18 protein-coding genes are annotated in these 20682 nt (G+C 43.3%); 6 read left to right on the top strand and 12 right to left on the bottom strand.

Features of this window, described 5'->3' with window-relative positions:
- Positions 1 to 25: 25 nt before the first annotated feature.
- Entirely contained in the window at positions 26 to 859 is an 834-nt protein-coding gene (locus OO774_RS08275; protein ID WP_264901468.1) for a sterol desaturase family protein, read from the top strand.
- A 46-nt stretch (positions 860 to 905) separates the two neighbouring features.
- Here the strand turns inward: OO774_RS08275 and OO774_RS08270 are convergent, their stop codons facing one another.
- Together OO774_RS08270 and OO774_RS08265 are read right to left on the bottom strand one after the other, a co-directional pair.
- A complete protein-coding gene (locus tag OO774_RS08270; protein WP_319554924.1) occupies positions 906 to 1286 on the bottom strand; it encodes a hypothetical protein in 381 nt (126 codons plus the stop codon).
- Between the two features lie 302 nt (positions 1287 to 1588).
- On the bottom strand, positions 1589 to 3595 hold the full coding sequence (locus tag OO774_RS08265) for a methyl-accepting chemotaxis protein (protein WP_264901466.1): 2007 nt from the start codon (positions 3593 to 3595) through the stop codon (positions 1589 to 1591).
- A 140-nt stretch (positions 3596 to 3735) separates the two neighbouring features.
- Between OO774_RS08265 and OO774_RS08260 the strand changes: the two genes are divergently transcribed.
- A complete protein-coding gene (locus OO774_RS08260; protein ID WP_269469164.1) occupies positions 3736 to 4227 on the top strand; it encodes an NlpC/P60 family protein in 492 nt (163 codons plus the stop codon).
- Between the two features lie 52 nt (positions 4228 to 4279).
- On the opposite strand, the gene OO774_RS08255 is transcribed toward OO774_RS08260, so the two are convergent.
- The 3 genes from OO774_RS08255 to OO774_RS08245 all read right to left on the bottom strand — a co-directional run bounded on the left by OO774_RS08255 (position 4280) and on the right by OO774_RS08245 (position 6724).
- Positions 4280 to 4624, bottom strand: a complete 345-nt coding sequence (locus tag OO774_RS08255) for a DUF3802 family protein (protein WP_264901464.1) — start codon at positions 4622 to 4624, stop codon at positions 4280 to 4282.
- Positions 4625 to 4787: 163 nt separating this feature from the next.
- Entirely contained in the window at positions 4788 to 5750 is a 963-nt protein-coding gene (locus tag OO774_RS08250; RefSeq protein ID WP_264901462.1) for a diguanylate cyclase, read from the bottom strand.
- The gene (locus OO774_RS08245; protein WP_264901461.1) at positions 5750 to 6724 is read right to left on the bottom strand and encodes a response regulator; all 975 of its coding nucleotides are present in this window, start codon (positions 6722 to 6724) and stop codon (positions 5750 to 5752) included. The genes OO774_RS08250 and OO774_RS08245 overlap by 1 nt, the downstream gene beginning before the upstream one ends.
- A 225-nt stretch (positions 6725 to 6949) precedes the next feature.
- Here OO774_RS08245 and OO774_RS08240 point away from each other — a divergent pair, with 225 nt between their 5' ends.
- Both OO774_RS08240 and OO774_RS08235 read left to right on the top strand, forming a co-directional pair.
- Positions 6950 to 7816, top strand: coding sequence for a fructosamine kinase family protein (locus OO774_RS08240; RefSeq protein WP_264901460.1), 867 nt, complete (start codon positions 6950 to 6952; stop codon positions 7814 to 7816).
- Positions 7817 to 8047: 231 nt separating this feature from the next.
- On the top strand, positions 8048 to 8242 hold the full coding sequence (locus OO774_RS08235; protein WP_264901458.1) for a CPXCG motif-containing cysteine-rich protein: 195 nt from the start codon (positions 8048 to 8050) through the stop codon (positions 8240 to 8242).
- A 60-nt stretch (positions 8243 to 8302) separates the two neighbouring features.
- On the opposite strand, the gene OO774_RS08230 is transcribed toward OO774_RS08235, so the two are convergent.
- Positions 8303 to 8914 (bottom strand): riboflavin synthase subunit alpha, encoded by a 612-nt coding sequence (locus OO774_RS08230; protein ID WP_264901455.1) that lies wholly within the window; start codon positions 8912 to 8914, stop codon positions 8303 to 8305.
- Positions 8915 to 9198: 284 nt separating this feature from the next.
- Here OO774_RS08230 and OO774_RS08225 point away from each other — a divergent pair, with 284 nt between their 5' ends.
- Positions 9199 to 10569, top strand: coding sequence for an MATE family efflux transporter (locus OO774_RS08225; protein WP_264901454.1), 1371 nt, complete (start codon positions 9199 to 9201; stop codon positions 10567 to 10569).
- A gap of 101 nt (positions 10570 to 10670) precedes the next feature.
- Complete coding sequence (locus tag OO774_RS08220; RefSeq protein WP_264901453.1) at positions 10671 to 11684, top strand: DUF3080 domain-containing protein; 1014 nt, start codon at positions 10671 to 10673, stop codon at positions 11682 to 11684.
- 6 nt (positions 11685 to 11690) lie between these two features.
- Here OO774_RS08220 and OO774_RS08215 read toward each other — a convergent pair whose 3' ends face one another.
- From OO774_RS08215 to hrpA, 6 genes are all read right to left on the bottom strand, one after another.
- The gene (locus OO774_RS08215) at positions 11691 to 12533 is read right to left on the bottom strand and encodes a DNA ligase (RefSeq protein ID WP_264901452.1); all 843 of its coding nucleotides are present in this window, start codon (positions 12531 to 12533) and stop codon (positions 11691 to 11693) included.
- Positions 12534 to 12691: 158 nt separating this feature from the next.
- Positions 12692 to 13081 (bottom strand): ATP-binding protein, encoded by a 390-nt coding sequence (locus OO774_RS08210; RefSeq protein ID WP_264901451.1) that lies wholly within the window; start codon positions 13079 to 13081, stop codon positions 12692 to 12694.
- Between the two features lie 115 nt (positions 13082 to 13196).
- Complete coding sequence (locus tag OO774_RS08205) at positions 13197 to 14780, bottom strand: BCCT family transporter (RefSeq protein WP_264901450.1); 1584 nt, start codon at positions 14778 to 14780, stop codon at positions 13197 to 13199.
- Between the two features lie 345 nt (positions 14781 to 15125).
- Positions 15126 to 15641, bottom strand: coding sequence for an outer membrane beta-barrel protein (locus OO774_RS08200; RefSeq protein ID WP_264901448.1), 516 nt, complete (start codon positions 15639 to 15641; stop codon positions 15126 to 15128).
- 228 nt (positions 15642 to 15869) lie between these two features.
- A complete protein-coding gene (locus OO774_RS08195; RefSeq protein WP_264906088.1) occupies positions 15870 to 16349 on the bottom strand; it encodes a porin family protein in 480 nt (159 codons plus the stop codon).
- A gap of 184 nt (positions 16350 to 16533) precedes the next feature.
- Positions 16534 to 20505: an ATP-dependent RNA helicase HrpA gene (hrpA, locus tag OO774_RS08190; RefSeq protein WP_264901446.1), complete on the bottom strand. Its 3972-nt coding sequence runs from the start codon at positions 20503 to 20505 to the stop codon at positions 16534 to 16536.
- Between the last annotated feature and the right edge of the window lie 177 nt (positions 20506 to 20682).

Genomic DNA, 20682 nt, shown 5'->3' with positions numbered 1-20682 from the left:
GAATCGATAATTGAGAGGAACTTCTGTGACAGAAACAGCATTTAACGACCCCTCTTGGATAAGACTCAGTTGCTTTGTCGGCGTGTTACTGCTTTGCACGTTATGGGAAAACGCACTACCCAGAAAAATATTAACGGTGTCGCGCACTTTTCGTTGGATCAATAACCTTTCTCTTGTCGCACTAAACAGCGTCATTGTTGCTTTAGTCATGCCCATCGCTGCATTTCAGGCTGCCATCATTGCGACAGAAAATCAGTGGGGGTTATTCCAAGTACTGTCGTTGCCGATTTGGTTAAACGTACTACTCTCAATCATCCTGCTAGATTTTATTATTTATGTACAGCACGTTATCTTCCATCGTATCCCTGTATTGTGGAAGCTTCATCGGATGCACCATGCTGATTTGGATATTGATGTTACGACGGGTGCCCGCTTCCACCCAATTGAGATTTTGATTTCCATGGTGATTAAAATTGGTGCGGTGTTTATGCTCGGTGTCTCTCCAATCGCCATTGTCATGTTTGAAATTATTCTCAACGCGAGTGCTATGTTCAATCACAGTAATGCGAAGCTTGCGTTACCTGTAGATGCATGGCTACGAAAAGCTATTGTTACTCCGGATATGCATCGAGTCCATCACTCCGTTATTCCGAGAGAAACGCACTCTAACTTTGGGTTCTTTTTGTCTGTGTGGGATCGAATGTTTTCGACGTACCGAGCTCAACCAGAGCTTGGGCATGAGCATGTTGTCATTGGTTTACCTGACATCAGAGACAAACAAGAACAGAGGCTGGATAAGCTTCTTACCCAACCATTCCGCTATCGTGTTAAGACAAAAAATAACATTGATTTGGAATGACACTGGTTTTTCTTGGTCATTCCCTTACAAACTGATTATGACGATTTTACCGGAAAATCTGGCGCGACTGTCGATTCTTACGAGCGTTCCAAAGCCATATAGATACGCCCATAGCAAAACCTAAAAATAGCGTCTTCATCTGTAAAGCAGTGTTGTTATCTAATATTTCCAACGAGTAATGTGCGTGAGAGTTAAAAATCACATTGGTCAACAAGATTACCAACATCAATACCAGACCAGCCCTGCGGTATCGAATCAAAAGGTAAACCGCCAACAGGTCAAAAATGCCCAATATACTCCAATAGATATTTAACCAACGCGGTGCAAAATCATAAGGTAATAAACCATCGATAATATTGTCGTAAATGTGGACAACACCACCAATGGCCAAAAAAAGGCATAAGAGAAACACTACGAATTTATCCATCATCGTTTCCTTATTTTAGTGAATAGCGAAGAGCATATAGAACTAATCGAACAAATTATAATTTTGTGGCAATTTTTGAGACCGACCATGCCCTAATGCATAGCCAAGTATGTGGAAATGTATTCGGTTACGAACATGCTGCTACTGCAAGGATAGTTACTTGTTTTCTACTTCGCACGGTTACGAGCGTATGTATTCTCAAATAACTTAGCTCAGCAAGAGTGATTGGAAGTGAGATAGGAAAGATGACAAGCCAAGATAGTCGATAGACTATCCAGGCTTGTCATGAATCTGGTTAAGAATTAAAGCTCATATTTGTGCAACATCGCTTGTTGATGACCTGCAATTTCTGCGACTTGTTCAGAGCTTTCAACCATAGACTCAAGTCGTTGTTTGGTTTGCTCGCCTTGCTCCGATATTTGTGCGATCGATTGTGATACATCCGCTGTCGCTCGCTCCTGCTCTTCGGTTGCAACAGAAATCTGTTCCACACGTTCTTGGATATGCTTAACCGCATTATTAATATCAGAAAATGCCAGTCTGACATCATGGCTGGATTGCAATGCACAAGCCATTTCATCTCTCGAATCACTGACCGCTTGCCGTGAGCGTTCAGCAGCAGTAGTCAACTCACTCATCATTTCCCGAATATTGGTCGTTTGTTGAGATGTGTCGCTGGCCAATTTGCGCACTTCATCTGCCACTACCGCAAACCCGCGCCCTTGCTCGCCGGCGCGCGCGGCTTCTATAGCTGCATTCAACGCCAATAAGTTGGTGTTATCTGCGATACCGCTGATCATATCGACCATTTCTCGAATCTGTTTGACTCGGTGATCAAGCTCTAGTATCGACTGCTCATTGATATTCAGCGACGAGTCTAATAACTCTAACCTCTCGCGGTTTTGTTCAACAACCTCAAGCCCCTTTTGGGTATGGGTTGTTGCCAAAAGGGCATCCTCAGATGAAGCGCTAGTCACCATTGCGATTTCACGTATGGACGCTTCTAATTGTGTGATGGTCGTTACCATGCTCACCAACGATTCATTCTGTTTACTGAGACCTTCATTAGTCTGTTCAGCAGCAGCGTGGCTAATTTCAGCGGTTTGGTAAAGCGTCTCACAGTTTCGGGTCACAGTGGAGATAGAATCGTAAGTTGAATCAATAACCATGTTCAACTTACGCGCTACCTCTTTCAGTTCATATGGTCCCACTTCTTGCGCTTTTTCACGGAAATCGTGTTCGGTTAAAGCCGATAGCCGGGTGAGTACTGCATTTAGGCCACGGTTGGTCCAGCTTCTTAGACCAATCCATGTTACGAGAATAATGATTGAGATAACGGCAGTAGCGATAAGAACCATCAAACTCACGGACTCTATGGTCGTATTGACTATGGTCTCTCGCTCATCGATTAAGTCAGAAGCGGTGAGTGAAACTTGGTCCAGCAAAAGCATGGATTCGTCAGCGATTAGAGAGGCTTGTTTAAATTCTGTGCTTTGTTGCTCGCTTTGTTCAAGTTTAGCGAGAATCAAATGGAGAATACCTTTGTCGGCAAAACCCGCTTTCACCATATCGTACGGGGCAGTTAGACTGGCATAGCCACTCACTTCAGGGTGGAGAGCTTTAAAATCTTCATAGGCGAGGTTAATACCAGCAATTCTGTTTCTCATCTCACGAAACTCTGCTTCCGCTTTAGTGAGATCAGTGTGCATGAGCATCATTAAAAACGTGCTTTCCATTGAACTGGCCGAAGCAATAAACCGATTGGCGGCGTCACTTGATTCGGGATTATCTCCACTCAAAAAAGAACTAATTCGGTTCATTTCCGGGCCAATAGAGCTTAGGCCGTAGCGAAATCCGCCCACAGCAGAGTCTATCTCCGACTGAATTCGGATTACTGCCGACTGTTTCAACAATATCGACTGAGTGACCTGATGCAAGGTCTCTACCTTGGTTTTCAATTCATTAGAAAGTGATCTAGCAACACCAGAGTTTTTTTCTGCTAACCCTTCAGTTTGTGTGGCTAGTGCGGCTATGTGCGCTTCGACCATAGGGAGCTCTTTAGGTTCGGTTATTTGCATCCCATAGTTGAGCAACTTAACTATTTCTAGAACATTTCTGGTTAACTTTGCGTTGGCCATTGCCATGGGTAATGCTTTTTGAGACAACTCCTCAAATTGTTCTCCAATCTGCTCCATTCCTTTGAAACTTGAAGCAGAAAGAGCTATAACAAGTGCAATAATAGTTAAAAATGTGGCACTGATGGTTTGAATCAGTGAGAGTGAAAAGCGTGAGCGTTTGCGCGTTGCCATAATCAATTTTTATTCTTTCTTGGGTTTGAACGGTTTTACTGCGTATCCTTCAGATAAAGTCGATAAAACCGTGATAAGCGTTCAATAGTATGGATTGATTATGACAATAATATTTCATTTGTGAGTCGCTTGAATGGTAGGTGGATGATTTGCGTCGTATTTGTTTCCCTTTGATAATCAGTGCACTAATGACCGGGTGCTCTTCAGGGCCCGAACCTGCTGAAGAGGTAGTGGCAGTAACAACACCTGCTGCTAAGACTTTGTCTAGCCAACCTGAGTTGCTGGAGTTTTACAACGAGTGGCACGGTACTCCGTACCGATTAGGGGGCACAAAGAAGTCCGGTATAGATTGTTCTGCCTTTGTGCAAAAGGCATTTGTGGAAGCGTATCAACTTGCTTTGCCAAGAACAACAAAGCAACAATCTAAACAAGGTGTCGAACTAAGATGGAATGAAGCCCAACAAGGGGATCTCGTCTTTTTTAAGACCAGAAGAACCACCTACCATGTTGGTATCTATCTGGGGAACAAGCAGTTTATGCACGCGTCCACATCGAAAGGCGTCATTATTTCTCGGATTGATAACCCATACTGGGCATCAAAATTCTGGCAAATCAGAAGAGTGACATTGTAACGCCACGAGAGTTTGGTACGGTAAGCTTTCACGAATCAAACAACATAAGCCTCTAGTCGTAAATCGCTACTGCGTTATCAAACAAGTTTTTTACTAATGCGACGTATTCTTCCAGGAAAGCGATCTGTTCATTGGTTGCTTTCTTACTCCAGACCCCCGCAAGGACCTCACTTAAATCTTCTACGACAGCATCTGCTTCTTTTAATAACTTAAAACGCACGCTTGAATGAAGTTCAGGGTTTTGCTCAAAAATCATCATGATATTTGATGCCACCATGTCGGTAACGACATCTTCGATACTTTCCAACCCAGTATCACCGCGCTCGGTTGTAAAGATATTTAAGTTAAGCGACAAGTGTTCGATAAGAGCAAGGTAACCATCCGTTTCTACAACCACTATATTTCTCCATTAACGTCAAGACTTGAAAGCTGGGGCGAATTTGTATCAATAGTAAGACATTGCTAAGAAATTTCACTAACTTATGTCATAGAAATTTGTATTTTCAACTCAACTGGACAGGTAGTAATCAACAAAGTAGAAACGAGTCCTGAGTTTTTATTTACTCGTTATCATATACACAACTTTGGTTTCGCCCATTCTCTTTGGCACGATATAATGCGGAGTCGGCACTTTTTAACCATTGTGTATGACTTGCGAAATGAGGCTTATATTCACAAACGCCGATACTGATTGTGTAGTTAATAACAAAATCTTCAACTTTCACAGCCTCTTGCTCAACACGCTTGCGTAGCCGTTCTGCAAAATAACTAGCTTGTGCTTGGTTCGTGTTTGGTAACAATACCGTGAACTCTTCCCCACCAAAACGTCCACAAATGTCGCTACTTCGGGCAGTTTTTCTCAGCAAACTCGATGTTCGACGAATCACTTCATCCCCAACAGGATGGCCATAGGTATCATTAACCAGTTTAAAATGGTCAATATCGAAAATAACCAGTGAGCACGATCCATCACTGACTTTTATTTGGGTAAATTCTTCTTTGAGAGATTGTTCCCAATAAGCTCGATTAAACAAACCTGTTAGCCCGTCTTTACGACTGATTTCTGAAAGGTGTTGGTTGGTTTCTTTGAGATAAATACGGTTACGTGCTGTTTCGGACACGTCATTTATTTGGATGGCAATATGGCTGATCTCCCCAGAAAGAGAACGTAACGGCGTAATTACAATGTCTTGATACATAAATGCGCAGCTGTTCGAAACAGGAGAAAAGTTAGTAAACTTAAAAAGGTATGGACGGTTTTCCCAGCTAGAAAATGAACGAGTTTCCAAATCTGCTGACGTTTTTAATTTTGTCTCGAGCCATGCTCTAGGCAGTTCTTCAAAGCGATCAAATAAACACTGTCCAATAATGTCTTGGGACAATACACCACTGTAAGATTGCATAAAGCTGTTCCAGACGCATACATTGTACTGGCGATCGAGCACAATAAGACCAGAATCCATTGTGTCTAAGATTTGTGTGACCCAGTGAAAGTCTGCCATGTCCAGCGTGATTTCGGACATCAGATTAACTCCATGATTTCATAAATGATTTCTACAGACGGTTTGTCTAGCAAAAACAGCACTTCACATTCAAAGTCCAGAGATTCCGCCATATAAGTATATTCAATCGTAAAAAGTTCCCCTTTTGTACCTTGTTGTTCACTGTAAGTAGGTAATGTATCTATGATACTAGGCTGGCGAAGAGAGAACTGTTTATCTAACTGGCTACCTAACGAGGTTAAGAAAGAAGATACCAATAGGTTGGAGACATTCAAAATAATTTCGTTACAAGCAGTGAACTCCAATTGAAAGCCTAATTTTTCTCCAATCTGATTGATGTGCTTTCCTCTAAGGCAAACCAAAGCTTCGCCATGGATACCTCCACCAACAAATCGCTGTGCCACCGCAATCGAACCGTCTCGACGAATCACATCAACAAGCGTCATATGGAGCTCCCCATAGGTTAGCGGCCCAACGTGTGGAACAGGCAACTGAATAAACTCCTGTAGATGGTCGGCCATAATAGAAGCCCCTTTCCCTAGGGCAATATTCGCGACTTCTCGAAATTTAGCAAGTGAAGAGAGATCATCGAATACTTGCTGTTTGGGCGTGACATCTACGATGGGCTTAAATGCGTATTGTATCCCCAGTTGTTCATACAGTGGGGCGACTTGCTCTTCAGACAGTGGTTTGGCAATAAACGCTTTAGCGCCTAATTCAATGCAGCGTTGCTGAGCTTCTTGTTGGACATCCCCGGAGATGATCACTATTTGAGTTTGGTAACTGCTGACAGGTAAAGACTTTAGAACTTCGAAACCATCCAAGACAGGCATCGTGAGATCGAGGAACATGATGTCAATTTTTTGTTCCGCCAGAATTTTCAGTGCTTCATATCCATCTTGGGCTTCAATCAGCTGCATTGAGGCATGTTGCACTATGGTTCGTATAATCAGTTTTCTCGCGATCGCTGAGTCATCACATATCAGTATTTTCATGCTATCAATGGAACTAAAGTCAAAAAAATAATAATACATGTTGTGTAGATACATAACCATCTGTTAAGACGATAAATCATAAACTTATGAGCGATATGATTCACACTTATGTAAATTTCGTTCACTGATTCAAAATTTTATTGTTCAAGTATGCGCAGCTCCGCGCCAAATTCTCGTCGTTTATCCTAAACTATTGGTGGTTAAACAGATTCACGAGGTTTTTGTATGTGGCAAGCAATATCGCAACAGCTTTCTGATACGCTATTATTTGAATATCAAATCATCGAAAAAGTTCGTCTTTCCGGTGGAGATATTAACGAAAGCTATATGATCAATGACGGCGAGCAACGCTATTTCGTAAAGATTAACGATCGTGATTTTTTGTCTAAATTCCAAGTTGAGGCTGAAAGTCTGCATCTGTTACGTGAAACTTCCACCGTCTTCGTCCCTGAAGTCGTACTGGTCGGTAAAACCAAAAATACTTCATTCTTAATTCTGAATTACCTTCCAACTAAGCCACTTGAAGATACGCAAAACAGTTTCTTGTTTGGTCAACAGCTGGCTCAATTACACCAATGGGGCGAACAGAAAGAGTTTGGATTTGATACTGACAACTACTTGGGGTCCACATTACAACCTAACCAGTGGCATAAAAAGTGGTGCACATTCTTTGCTGAACAGCGTATCGGATGGCAATTACAATTGCTAAAAGAAAAAGGTGTCACTTTGGTCGATATTGAGGACTTTGTTAATGTCGTGAAACAGCTTTTGTCGAATCACACACCAGAGCCTTCTTTATTGCATGGTGACTTATGGAATGGCAATGCTGCCGTAACGCCAGTCGGACCTATTTGTTATGACCCGGCATGCTACTGGGGTGACAGGGAGTGCGACATCGCGATGACTGAGCTATTTGGTGGATTCAAACCTGAGTTTTATCAAGGATATGAATCAGTTATGCCGCTAAATCCAGACTATGAGGAACGTAAAGAAATCTACAACCTCTACCACGTCCTCAACCATTGTAATCTGTTTGGCGGGCATTATTTAGAGCAAGCGCAACTCACAATCAACAAGATTATGTCTGTCTAACTTGAAATAGTATAAACGTTGCATAATGTAAAACCTCGAGGCATATCACTTTAGAAATCCCCCCCAGATTCAGGGTTGAGTTTGGGGTCAAACTTTGTACTTATTTCGATTCAAATAGCAACAACTACACTTAATATTTAAGTATATCTCGATGTCGAGACAAAGTAAGTGAAAGGGCTGCGCTTCCATAATCTATCGTTTTAAAAGCCCTTCAATAGCAGGAGTTGTTGTATGAAAAACTACACTGAAAGACACGTACAGTGTCCGCATTGTGGGCACTCAATAGGCATAACTTTAGACGCCAGTAATGGTGACCAAGAATTTTATGATGACTGCCCGGCTTGTTGTCACGCGATTCATCTCAACATGCATGTGGATGAATTAAACGACAAAGTAGAGCTGTTTGTTGACGATAACTACGAATAAATTAAAACGTAAAAAGGAGCAATAATGCTCCTTTTTAGTTGGCTATAAGTATTACTGTGCTTAAATTTGTTTTGCTGCCAATACGCGCTCAACAGTATCGACAATCGCCTGAGTTTGTGGGTCAAGCTCGATGTTGACACGATCACCCACTTTCCTAACGCCAAATAGTGTTCTCTGCAACGTTTCAGGAATCAAATGTACGGAGAAACGGTTGTCTTCTACCTCGCCAATCGTCAACGAGCAGCCATCGATACCAATATACCCTTTAGCCAACACATACTTCATTGAATCTTGAGGTAATTCGAACCAGATGGTTCGGTTATTTGGCGTGTCAATGACGTCAACAATAGTGGCCATTAAACTAATATGACCAGACATGTTGTGACCACCAATTTCATCACCGAATTTAGCTGCTCGTTCTATGTTGACGCTCCCCCCTTCACTGAGAAAACCCAGATTGGTTAATGCTAGTGTCGCTTGCATCAAATCAAAACTAATGTGCTTCCCGTCGATTTGAGTGACGGTCAAACAGCAACCATTATGTGCGACGGAAGCCCCAATCTCTAACCCGTCAAGAAGGGAACCATCTAGCTCGATCACATGAGTTTGAAAACGTTCTTTCTTTTCGATCTTCACGACTTTTGCCGTGCCCTGTACTATTCCAGTAAACATGGTTTATACCTACTTATCTGATCTCTACTAAAACGACGCGCGAGAGATGTTCATTTCTACGCGTTTATCTTTCGTCTATCGGACTACTATAAACTGTTTTCAAGTTAATATGCAGTTAAAGGTATGGCATATAAAGATACAATTGTTTATCATTTGCGCGGAGGCTCTCTGAAACATTTTTTCACCTTATCATGGTTAAGATCAACCATTAGGTCAGTCCATCACACCTTTTGTTCTCGAGCTCTCTCATTCTTTCAATCTCTCTTTGCGCCTTGGAGTATTTCGTGCAGCACTATAAAGAAGAAGCGTCGAGTCTTATAAAATTGGCTACCCCTGTATTGATCGCTTCCGTCGCTCAGACAGGCATGGGTTTCGTTGATACTGTAATGGCAGGTGGCGTTAGCGCTACTGACATGGCAGCCGTGTCTGTGGCTTCAAGTATTTGGCTTCCATCGATTTTATTTGGTATTGGCTTGTTAATGGCGTTAGTGCCTGTGGTCGCGCAACTTAACGGCTCTGGTCGCCGAGTTAAAATACCTTTCGAGATTCAGCAAGGCATCGCCATGGCGCTATTTGTTAGCATCCCTATCATTGTGGTGCTATTGCAAACTCAACTGATTCTTGGGTTTATGGATATAGAAGCTTTGATGGCTGAAAAAACCATAGGTTATATTCACGCTGTCATTTTAGCGGTGCCGGCTTTTCTCCTGTTTCAGGCTTTGAGAAGTTTTACCGATGGGATGTCACTCACTAAACCAGCCATGGTGATTGGATTTATTGGTTTACTGCTGAATATTCCATTGAACTGGATTTTCGTTTACGGCAAGTTTGGGGCGCCAGAACTGGGTGGTGTAGGTTGCGGTGTCGCAACAACGATCGTTTACTGGATTATGTTTGCGCTGCTTTTATTCTACGTGATGACGTCTGAGCGATTAAAGAACATCAATATCTTCGCTGAATTCCATCCACCACAATTAAAAGCACAAATTCGTCTGTTTAAACTCGGCTTTCCTGTTGCTGCTGCGCTATTTTTTGAAGTAACACTGTTTGCTGTCGTTGCACTTTTGGTGTCCCCTCTTGGCCCAATTATTGTTGCTGCCCACCAGGTTGCGATTAACTTTTCGACTCTTGTGTTCATGCTACCAATGAGTATTGGTGCCGCTGTTAGTATTCGAGTCGGACATAAACTTGGGGAAGAAAGTGTTGCAGGCGCCCGAGTGGCATCGCGTGTTGGTATCATGGTTGGTACCGCGATGACAGTTGTTACTGCATTTCTAACGGTCGTATTCCGTGAATTTGTCGCAGAGTTATATACCAGTAACCAAGAAGTTATCAAATTGGCAATGGAACTACTGTTACTCGCTGCGATATACCAGTTTACTGATGCCGTACAAGTGATCGCGGCAGGTGCATTGCGTGGATATAAAGACATGCGTGCTATCTTTAATCGTACTTTTGTTGCTTATTGGATTTGCGGTTTACCAATGGGCTACATCCTTGGTCGTACCAACTGGATCGTTGAACCAATGGGAGCACAAGGTTTCTGGATCGGCTTTATCATCGGGCTATCGTCTGCCGCTCTGTTACTTGGCGTCAGATTACGTTGGATGCACCACCAAAAGCCTGAGGTTCAATTGAACTTTTCGGTACAATAATCTCCTGTAAAAGCCAGCAATCGCTGGCTTTTTTGATCGAATCAAACCTCAGTCAGGTATACTTTTATACCAAGCCAACTAATTGATGAGAAAGGAACAGTGTGCGTCTAACACTATTATTATCAATAATATTACTTTCAGGTTGCACTGACTTATTCAACCCTGAACAAGCGCTGATGGATAAATACCATCAACGCTTGGCGAATGTATTGGACGTTTCAGGCACAGAAATAACTCCCCTGCCAGTCATCACCATTCCTCCTCGACGAGAGCTGTTTCAGCCATTACCCAGACTGACACTTGGGCTGTTAGAGAGCTACCAACTTCGTCAGTGTGGCTTGTTTAATCTCTTGGCAGACAAAAACTCGCCACTAGGTAAAGTACAGGATGCCTTTCACGATTTAGATTATCAGGTGTCTTTACTCAGAACGCTAAACACGTGCCTGTCTGAGTTTGAAATCAGTGCTGATGAGAGCGTAAAGTTAGAGAAGTTATACGGACAGAAATGGCATCACCTTCTCACTCACCTGGATAACTTGCTACTCGCTAGTGATACAATGCAAAAGCAGCTCACCGCTTCTGATTGGCTATCTGTTGATTACCAAAGCCAAATTGCTCGTGTTAGTGATGCCTTTGGCATGTTAGAAGGTATGTATGAAACGCCATACAAAGTAATATCACGACTACCGGATAGTGGTATGGTTGAATACCAAGAAGTTTTGGAGAAATCTCGCCTAATAGGCCGACTTTACTACTCTATCTCGAACGCGTCCCACTGGCTGAATGAAACCACCCAATTACTGGAAAAAAACCAGAGCACACTCATTTGCGGCAAAAATCGAGATATCACCAAGTTTCGTTACTTGAACAATGTGTTTCAAAGCATCTATGTAGAAGAAGTACAACCGTATCTGGCCTATTTAGACAGTACCTATCAACGACTGAATAGTGGCGTTACATTGGTTGAAGAAAGATTAGCGCTGCATGGCGAGACGTATGGACTGACTGATGCTCATCACACATTCAGAGAAAAGACCCTAGAGCATGTCAAGTTCTGGCAGGGTCTTTTCAAGCGCTGTGGTGTGTCGGTGGGTAATCCGCGTACTTTAAGTTAATCTGGTCTACTCCTTAACACGCTCGCGTAAAAATCGCGCAAACTTGGGTTTTCCAGTATGAGTGAATCCGTTATATCTAAACGTAATGATGGAACCAAGTTCTGGTGGATTGCGACGCAACTGATCGGTAAATCCACTGCCAATATAAAACTCTGTACCGTCAGGCATACGAACCAATAAAGCCCCCATCATTCCTAACAGTCTGCCCGTTCCTGGCTTGTGGCCAATCACCTGAGCTTCGGTATCTGCATAATGTTTTAGCTTGAGTAAATCACTACCACGTCCTGCCTGATAACGGCTCGACACCTTACGCAACATGACACCTTCCCCGTTCGACAGTGATATTTTATCCAGTTGGTTGAACAAGTGCTTTTCATCTTGAATGATCATGTGTTCAACATATTTGATGTGAGGCTCATCCAGTTCAAACACTAAACTTTGGATATTGTAATAGCGCTTTCGGTAATCGCCCGCAGAGTAAGGCATATCGAACAACATAAAATCAATTTTTTGCCACGCATTGTCGACAGGTTTTTTGTCCAGAACCGTTTGCTGAACAAGGTGAAAGTTCCCCCGCCCCGCCCAAAGTTCACCATCCAGAGGGTAATCTGGCAATGGTGTTGTAAACCACTTAGGAGCGTGTATCCGGTTTCCATTACGTGTTACAAGATGTTGCCCAGTCCAGTAAGCGCGAATACCATCCAGTTTTTCACTGTACCAGTATTCCGACACATCAATCCCTTCTTGATAGTTTTCTGCAAGACAGACTAAAGGAGAAAAAACTGGCTCGGCTTGAACGTGAGTGGATGCCATAACGGCGAGTGCGATCAATGTCATTTTTATGGGCATAGGAAGGAACCTTGTTCAAAAATTCTCCTATATTGAAGCGCAACTTCCGTCGATAACCTATTTGTCAGTAATTATTCTTCGACTCATAACAATGATTGTCAGTAATACTCTGCAACTTTAAGAATGATCTTTAGACAAGGTTTGATTGTTGCTTGTGCTTAATCCTGCCACTGGTGACGCATCTTCTCTATAGTTGCGAGTGGTACATTGTGAATGCTCTGATATTCACCATCACAAACTCTTATTTCAACCTCAACCCCCTTCTTTTTGCACAATTCGAGGTAGCGATCCATCTCCCAATGGCGAACAAAGGTATTGCTTACGATGACGGTTTTCCCTTGGTTTAACCATTTTCGAGCTTGCCGGAAGCACCATTCATGCGCTTGAGGAAGTTGTTGCGGATTGAAGTGATATTCCCCACTTTTAGTTTCAAAGTACATGTCGGCTTCAAAATGTTTCGCATCGAGATCACTCGCCAACTGCTTAGCCAGCGTTGTTTTACCAGACCCAGGAAGACCACGAATTAGAATAAGCTTATTGATAGACATGATTTGACAAATTTGAAGTTGGTTACGCTCAAACTCTAAAGGAATTTATTAAAAAGGGAAGAACAAATAAAAATGCCGAGCTTATAAAACTCGGCATTTACTTGTGTTAGTTTGACTATTTGTACGCAGATAGCTCAGTTCTTAAACCTTTAACCAGGCTGACACACATGACCAGAAGAACTAATGTAAACGGCAATCCAGTTGCTACAACGCCTGACTGCAGTGCTTGTAAGGCTTCTTTACCACCGACCCAAAGCATGACCGCTGCAATCGAACCCTCAATACATGCCCAGAAAATTCGCTGAGGTACTGGCGCATCAATTTTACCACCGGCGGTAATACTATCGATAACCAGAGAGCCTGAATCCGATGACGTTACAAAGAAGACCAGAATCAGCCCGATAGACAGAATCGAGATCACTGAGCTGTATGGCAGTTGGTCATAGACATGGAATAACGTCAGAGAAATATCGGTCAGACCGTTCGTACCCAGTTCACCAACTTTATTAACTACCTGATCAAGTGCAATACCACCAAAGATCGCCATCCAGATGAGAGTTACCACAGTCGGCACGATGATAACCGCACAAATAAACTCTCGTACCGTACGGCCTTTGGATACTCGGGCAATAAACATACCGACAAATGGTGACCAAGAAACCCACCAAGCCCAGTAGAATACTGTCCAACCTTGCATCCACGTTTCATCCTCACGGCCGTGGGGGTTACTCAGAGGAATAATGTATTCGATATACGCTTTGGTCGTATCAAAAATAGACGTAAATACCGTATCAAAGCTGATGAAAATAATGAAAACAAGCAGTGCAAAAGCAACCACCATATTGACATTACTTAGCACCTTAACACCACCATCGATACCACGAATCACAGAGAGTACTGCAATAAAAGTAACAAAAGCGATCACAATCATTTGTGTACCGATGCCACCGTCAAAACCAAACACATGGTTGATACCGCTCGTCGCTTGCTGTGCTCCCAAACCTAATGACGTCGCCAGACCAAACAGAGTAGAAAGTACTGCTAGGATGTCAATAACATGCCCTAACCAACCCCATGCACGGTCACCAAAAATTGGGTAAAAAGCAGAACGTAGCGACAGCGGCAGACCTTTGTTAAAAGCAAAGAAAGCAAGCGCAAGTGCAACAAGCGCGTAGATACCCCAACCATGTACACCCCAGTGAAACATGGTCGCAGCCATTGCTAACGATTTCGCTTCTTCAGAGTATGGTTCGGCGTTTAACGGCATTCCCCACCAGTCAGTGAAGTACGCGGTTGGCTCTGCAACACTCCAGAACAGAAGTCCAATACCCATACCTGCAGCAAATAGCATGGACAACCAAGATGCTCTTGAGTGATCTGGAGTTGCGTCTTTACCGCCTAAACGAATTTTACCTAGAGGAGACAACAACAAGACAACGGCGAATAGTACGAAGAAGTTGGCTGACCACATGAAAAATGCATCAAATTGCTCGATGATTCCATTTTTGACACCGTTTAAAGCGTCACGAGCGGTATTTGGGTCAACTAAAAGAAGTGAAACAAGACACAACACGATAAGACCGGCGCTGATTCCGAATACAGGGTTGTGAACATCGAACCCCCACCTCTGTACGTTATCTTGTCCTACCTGATAATCTGTAGTCTCGATACTATATTTTTTAAATGAAGCTTTATCCATAAATACAAATTTAACGTTAATTTGAAACGCTCCTCAACAGAGAAGAACTCCAATACCGCCCTCCAATAATTTGAGCTCTAAAGTTTTTAATCGCGGCGTATATTAACATTAGTCACAAATTTATGCAAAAGTGATGCTTTTATTGCATTTAAAAGACGAATTGTTTTCAATGACAGTAAAATAAACACTATGATGTCTAATGATTATCTCTTGCTTTAATAACTATAGCTCTCATATTGTGGGTAGGCGCGATACAAAAAAGTGGCCCTCCCTGAATCGGATGTGACCACTTTATGTTTATGGCTGTCGCAAAAACTAAGAAGTGAATTTGCTTGGGTGAAATGTTTATAAGAAGTGGAAAGTAACGTTGCCGGTAAAGCTACTAACTGAATCACTGTCGCCATCGATATCGACACCAAAAGCCTGATAGCTCGCGCCAATGGACATGTTGTCTAACAAAAAGTACTCTGCCCCTACGCCATACATATAAGAAACGCCATCATCTTTATCGATAGAACTCAGTGAGCCTTTATAGTCGACATTAAAAGCATTGATGCCGCCCTTGGCGTAGATATGGAAAGGCCCCAAATCAATGCTTGGCTTAACCGCTAAATAGAGAGAAGAGAAATCACCATCTCCGTTCGTGCCATCCACAGAAAGGTCGACTTTACCATGGTTAAAGTAGCCAGCTTCAATACCGATTAACGGCAGAATTCCCGTACCAACGTGCACACCGTAAGTTGTATCACTTTCGCCTTCAATATCAGATTGACCTACTTGACCACCAGCATAAAGCCATGAATCAGCAAACGCAGACGTTGAACACAACGCCAAAGCCAATAACGAGAGTTTTGTTTTCATAGTTATACCATCCTTTGTAATTCTGCGTGACATCACGCCCCTAGCTCATTGCAGAGTGATCACTATATATTGGAAAGTGTGAGGAAATTAAGATCAAAAAATGAATAATTGATATTCAATTCGTTGTAGTGTGACATCAATTCAGGCTGAGAGTCCACTTAAGCTAAAGAGCTGAAACAAAAACACCGGCATTAGCCGGTGTTTTTTAACTATCGATAGGTTCGAAAATTATAGGAAATGCAGTGACGCATTCACAGAGAACGTACCGACATCATCTTTATCTGCCGTGTAGTTCATGTAGCTTGCACCTACAGACAGTGGACCAAAGATGAAGTACTCAGCACCAACACCGTACATTAGATCCAAGTCATCATCATCGCTACCGCCTTTTACTTCTTTATCCCACTGGTGGATACCACCTTTAGCGTAAATGTGCAGTGGGCCGAAATCGATGCTTGGCTTTAGCGCTGCGTAGTAAGAGGTAAGTTTTGTATCGCGACCGTCAACGTTAAATTCACCGTGCTGAGTCACACCAGCTTCAATACCGATAATTGGAAGAATACCGGTACCTACGTGTACAGAGTATGACGTATCAGTTTCACCTTTGTAGTCAGATTGACCTACTGATGCGCCACCGTAGATCCAAGAATCTGCCATTGCCGCAGAAGATGCGCCAAGTAGTGCCACTGCTAATAGAGTTTTTTTCATCATTTACCTTTTACTCTTTTCATTCCTACGTCTTCTTAATCTGACGTAGACACTGCAAATACAAGGGAGGCAAACCATTGCCTCCCTAGAACTAAAAACAACACATTTATCAATTACTAGCAATTACCGTACCAGTAACCGCACGCACGTTGATATAAATCTCGGTTACGATTGTACGGTACGACTAACACGCATCAATTGCGTTTTTGACTCGTTTATCAGAAACCGGATACGGTGTGCCTAATTGCTGAGCAAAATAACTCACTCTCAGCTCTTCTAACATCCAACGTACTTCTTTTACGTTTTCTGGAATGACCATGCCTTTAGGAATCTTGTTCAGTAACTCTTTATAGTCATTCGTCACCGATTCAATTTTCAGCATGTGTAAGCGGTCTTTATTCGGATCGATCGGCAACTTCTCCATGCGGCGTTCAATTGCACGCATGTAACGGAGAATGTCTGGTAGACGTTTCCAGCCACACTCAGTAGCAAATCCTTTGAAGATTAATCCTTCAACTTGAGCTTTGATGTCTGAAAGAGCAAACGCCATGGTAAAGTCGATCTTACCTTTCAACTTCTTATTGATGTTAAAGGCGGTCGTCAAAATGGTCTCTACTTGCTTTGCAATTTCAACCACGGTATCACCGAGTTCAGCGCGAACGTGTTCTTTCAACGCTTCAAACTGCTCTGGTTCCCAAACTAAACCACCCTGCTCTTCGATAAGCTTATCGACGCCACAAGCAATGCAGTCATCAATCAGATCCAGTACTTTGCCGTACGGGTTAAAGTACAAGCCCAGTTTCGACTTATTCGGCAGATTGGCGTGCAAGTATTTAATTGGCGACGGAACGTTTAATAGAATTAGACGACGCTGACCAGCACGCATCGCCGAGATTTGCTCGTATTCTGTCTCGTACAGTTTGATTTCAACGCTATCTTTGGTGTCAACAAGAGCTGGGTACGCTTTCACGTCATAACCGCCACGTTTTTGTTGATACACTTTTGGCAATTCGCCAAAGCTCCACGTATGCAAGCCCTGCTGCTCGATATCATCGTCAGCAACTTTTGAAAGCGTTTCCTGAACTTTATCTTTGAGGCTTTCTTTCAGCTCATGCAGGTCTTTGTTTTCCTTAAGCTTACGATTGCGATGATCGACGGCGCGGAATGTCACTTTCAAGTGTTCCGGTACCTGATCCAGATTCCAGTCTTCACGCAGTACTTCTACGCCCGTCATGCGGCGTAACTCTTTCTCAAGTGAGTCAAGAAGTGGTGCTTCCATTGGCGTAGAGCGAGCTAAGAAAGCGTCAGCGTAATTTGGCGCTGGCACAAAGTTTTTACGGATAGTTTTCGGCAATGACTTAATCAGGCTAACAACCAGCTCATGGCGCAAACCAGGGATCTGCCAGTCAAAGCCAGCTTGTTCCACCTGGTTAAGGATTGGTAGCGGCAGATGAACCGTTACGCCGTCACTATCATCGCCCGGTTCAAACTGGTAGCTAAGCTTGAGTTTTAAACCATTTTGGTGCCAGAAGTTCGGGTAGTCTAAGTCGGTAACATGGCTCGCATCGCCCTTAAAAAGCATCTCTTTTTCAAAGTTGAGCAGTTCCTTGTTTTCTTTCGACGCTTTTTTCCACCATGAATCAAAGTGTTTACCAGAAACTACTTCGGTACCGACGCGTTGGTCGTAGAAATCAAATAGCTCTTCGTCATCGACCAAAATATCGCGGCGACGAGATTTATGTTCCAGCTCTTCGACTTCTTGCAATAGTTTGCGGTTTTGCTTGAAGAACGCGTGTTTGGTTTCCCACTCACCTTCAACCAAGGCACTGCGTATGAAGATTTCACGACTGATAGATGCATCGATGTTCCCATAATTCACCAGACGTTTAGGGACGATTGGCACTCCATACAGCATGACTTTTTCGTACGCCATTACCGCAGCGCGTTTCTTCGACCAGTGCGGTTCGCTGTAACTGCGTTTGATTAAGTGCTTGGCTAATGGCTCAATCCATTCAGGCTGAATTTTTGCAATAATTCGACCCCAAAGTTTTGAGGTTTCTACCAACTCTGCTGACATGATCCATTTAGGCTGCTTCTTAAACAAGCCAGACGCTGGGAAGATATGGAAACGGGCATTGCGCGCCCCTTGATATTCACTCTTCTCCTGATCTTTCATACCGATGTGAGATAACAAGCCAACCAGAATTGCGCTGTGCACTCCATGATATGAAGCAGGCTCGTCATTGAGCTTAAATTCCATTTCACGCATGGATTGGTGGATTTGGAAATAAACGTCTTGCCACTCACGAACACGTAAGTAGTTCAAGTAATCTTGCTTACACTGTTTACGGAACTGATTACCCGTCAGCGCTTTTTGCTGCTTCTGAATGTAATCCCAAAGATTTACAAACGTCAGGAAGTCTGACTCTTCATGGAAAAAGCGACGGTGCTTATCATCTGAAGATTGCTTTTTGTCCGAAGGTCGTTCACGTGGATCTTGAATAGACAAAGCCGCCGCAATAACCATCACTTCTTTTAGAGCGCCATACTTTGGCGCTTCTAACACCATGCGCGCTAAACGAGGATCGATTGGTAATCGTGCCAGTTGGCGACCTGTTGGTGTAAGGCGTTTCTTTGGATCTTTCGCATCTGAATTAATCGCCCCCAACTCTTCTAACAGGCGCACACCATCTTGAATGTTGCGTTTGTCTGGCGCTTCAACAAATGGGAACGCTTGAATATCGCCCAAGCCAAGTGCCGTCATCTGCAGGATTACCGACGCAAGGTTAGTACGCAAAATTTCTGGATCGGTAAACTCAGGACGAGACTCGAAATCTTCCTCTGAGTAGAGGCGAATACAGATACCCTCTTCCACACGACCACAACGACCTTTACGCTGGTTCGCACTTGCCTGAGAAACAGGCTCAATCGGAAGACGCTGTACTTTAGTTCGGTAACTGTATCGACTGATACGCGCGGTACCTGGGTCAATTACATATTTGATACCCGGTACAGTTAATGATGTTTCTGCGACGTTGGTGGCCAATACAATACGGCGCCCAGCGTGTGGTTGGAATATCTTGTTCTGTTCACCAGCCGACAAACGCGCATACAAAGGTACAATTTCTGTACTCTTAAGATTACGTTTGGAAAGTGCATCCGCAGTGTCACGAATTTCACGTTCACCGTTCATGAAGATCAGAATATCGCCCAAACCTTCGTCACACAGCTCATCGACGGCTTCGAAGATACCTTCTAGCTGATCACGATCGTTATCCTCATCGCCGCTTAACGGACGGTAACGCGTTTCTACTGGGTAAGTTCGACCAGACACCTCAATAATTGGGGCATCGTTGAAGTGCTTGGAAAAACGTTCCGGATCGATGGTTGCCGACGTAATGATGACTTTTAAATCTGGACGACGTGGCAGAAGTTCTTTTAGGTAGCCCAAAATAAAATCGATGTTCAGGCTACGCTCGTGCGCTTCATCGATAATGATAGTGTCGTATTGATTCAAGAAACGGTCATGCTGAATCTCAGCCAGCAAAATGCCGTCGGTCATCAATTTGATCTGGGTGTTCTCTGAGATTTGATCGTTAAATCGAACTTTATAACCAACAAATTCACCGAGCTTGGTTTCCATTTCTTCCGCGATGCGGTTTGCTACAGAACGTGCAGCAAGACGACGAGGCTGAGTATGGCCAATCAGGCCAAATTGACCACGGCCAAGCTCTGCACAGATTTTTGGTATCTGGGTGGTTTTACCTGAGCCCGTTTCACCCGCAATAATGACCACTTGGTTTTCATCAATCGCCTTTGCAATGTCGTCTTTCTTTTGACTAACAGGCAGGATGGCTGGATATTCGATTTTTGGCTGATAATTGCCGCGTTGCTCGACTTCCATCATCGATTTAGCAATGTCTAACGCGATTTCATCAAACACGACATTACGCGATGCATCTTTCTTAATTTTACTTGCGCCAGATATACGTTTACTTAAGCGAAAACGGTCGCGCATCATGCACTGATTGAGTGCTTTGCGTAGCGAAGCGGCATTGTTCACTTGAGCATGAGGCGCTTGAACTTTCTTTGCTCCATTTTCTGGCGCAGATTGCGCTTCAGCGGAGGTTTTCTTTGTAGGCTGTGACGAAGTCAAAGCGTTTCCTATTCTTTTCATTACATAAAACTGCGCGAATTGTATCACAACAGGGCTAAGACAAGACAACTGAAAGCTCATTCAATTTTTTCGAACAACTTAAGCAAACAAGTCGGGTTTAGAACCTCAGCCCATTGCTTATAATGCATCACATAGTCGAAAGCACTTATTTAAGGA

The organism is Vibrio sp. STUT-A11 (genome assembly GCF_026000435.1).
Classification (GTDB): Bacteria; Pseudomonadota; Gammaproteobacteria; order Enterobacterales; family Vibrionaceae; genus Vibrio.
The sequence above is the reverse complement of the archived record's forward strand: the minus strand, read 5'-3'. Positions and strand labels throughout refer to the sequence as shown.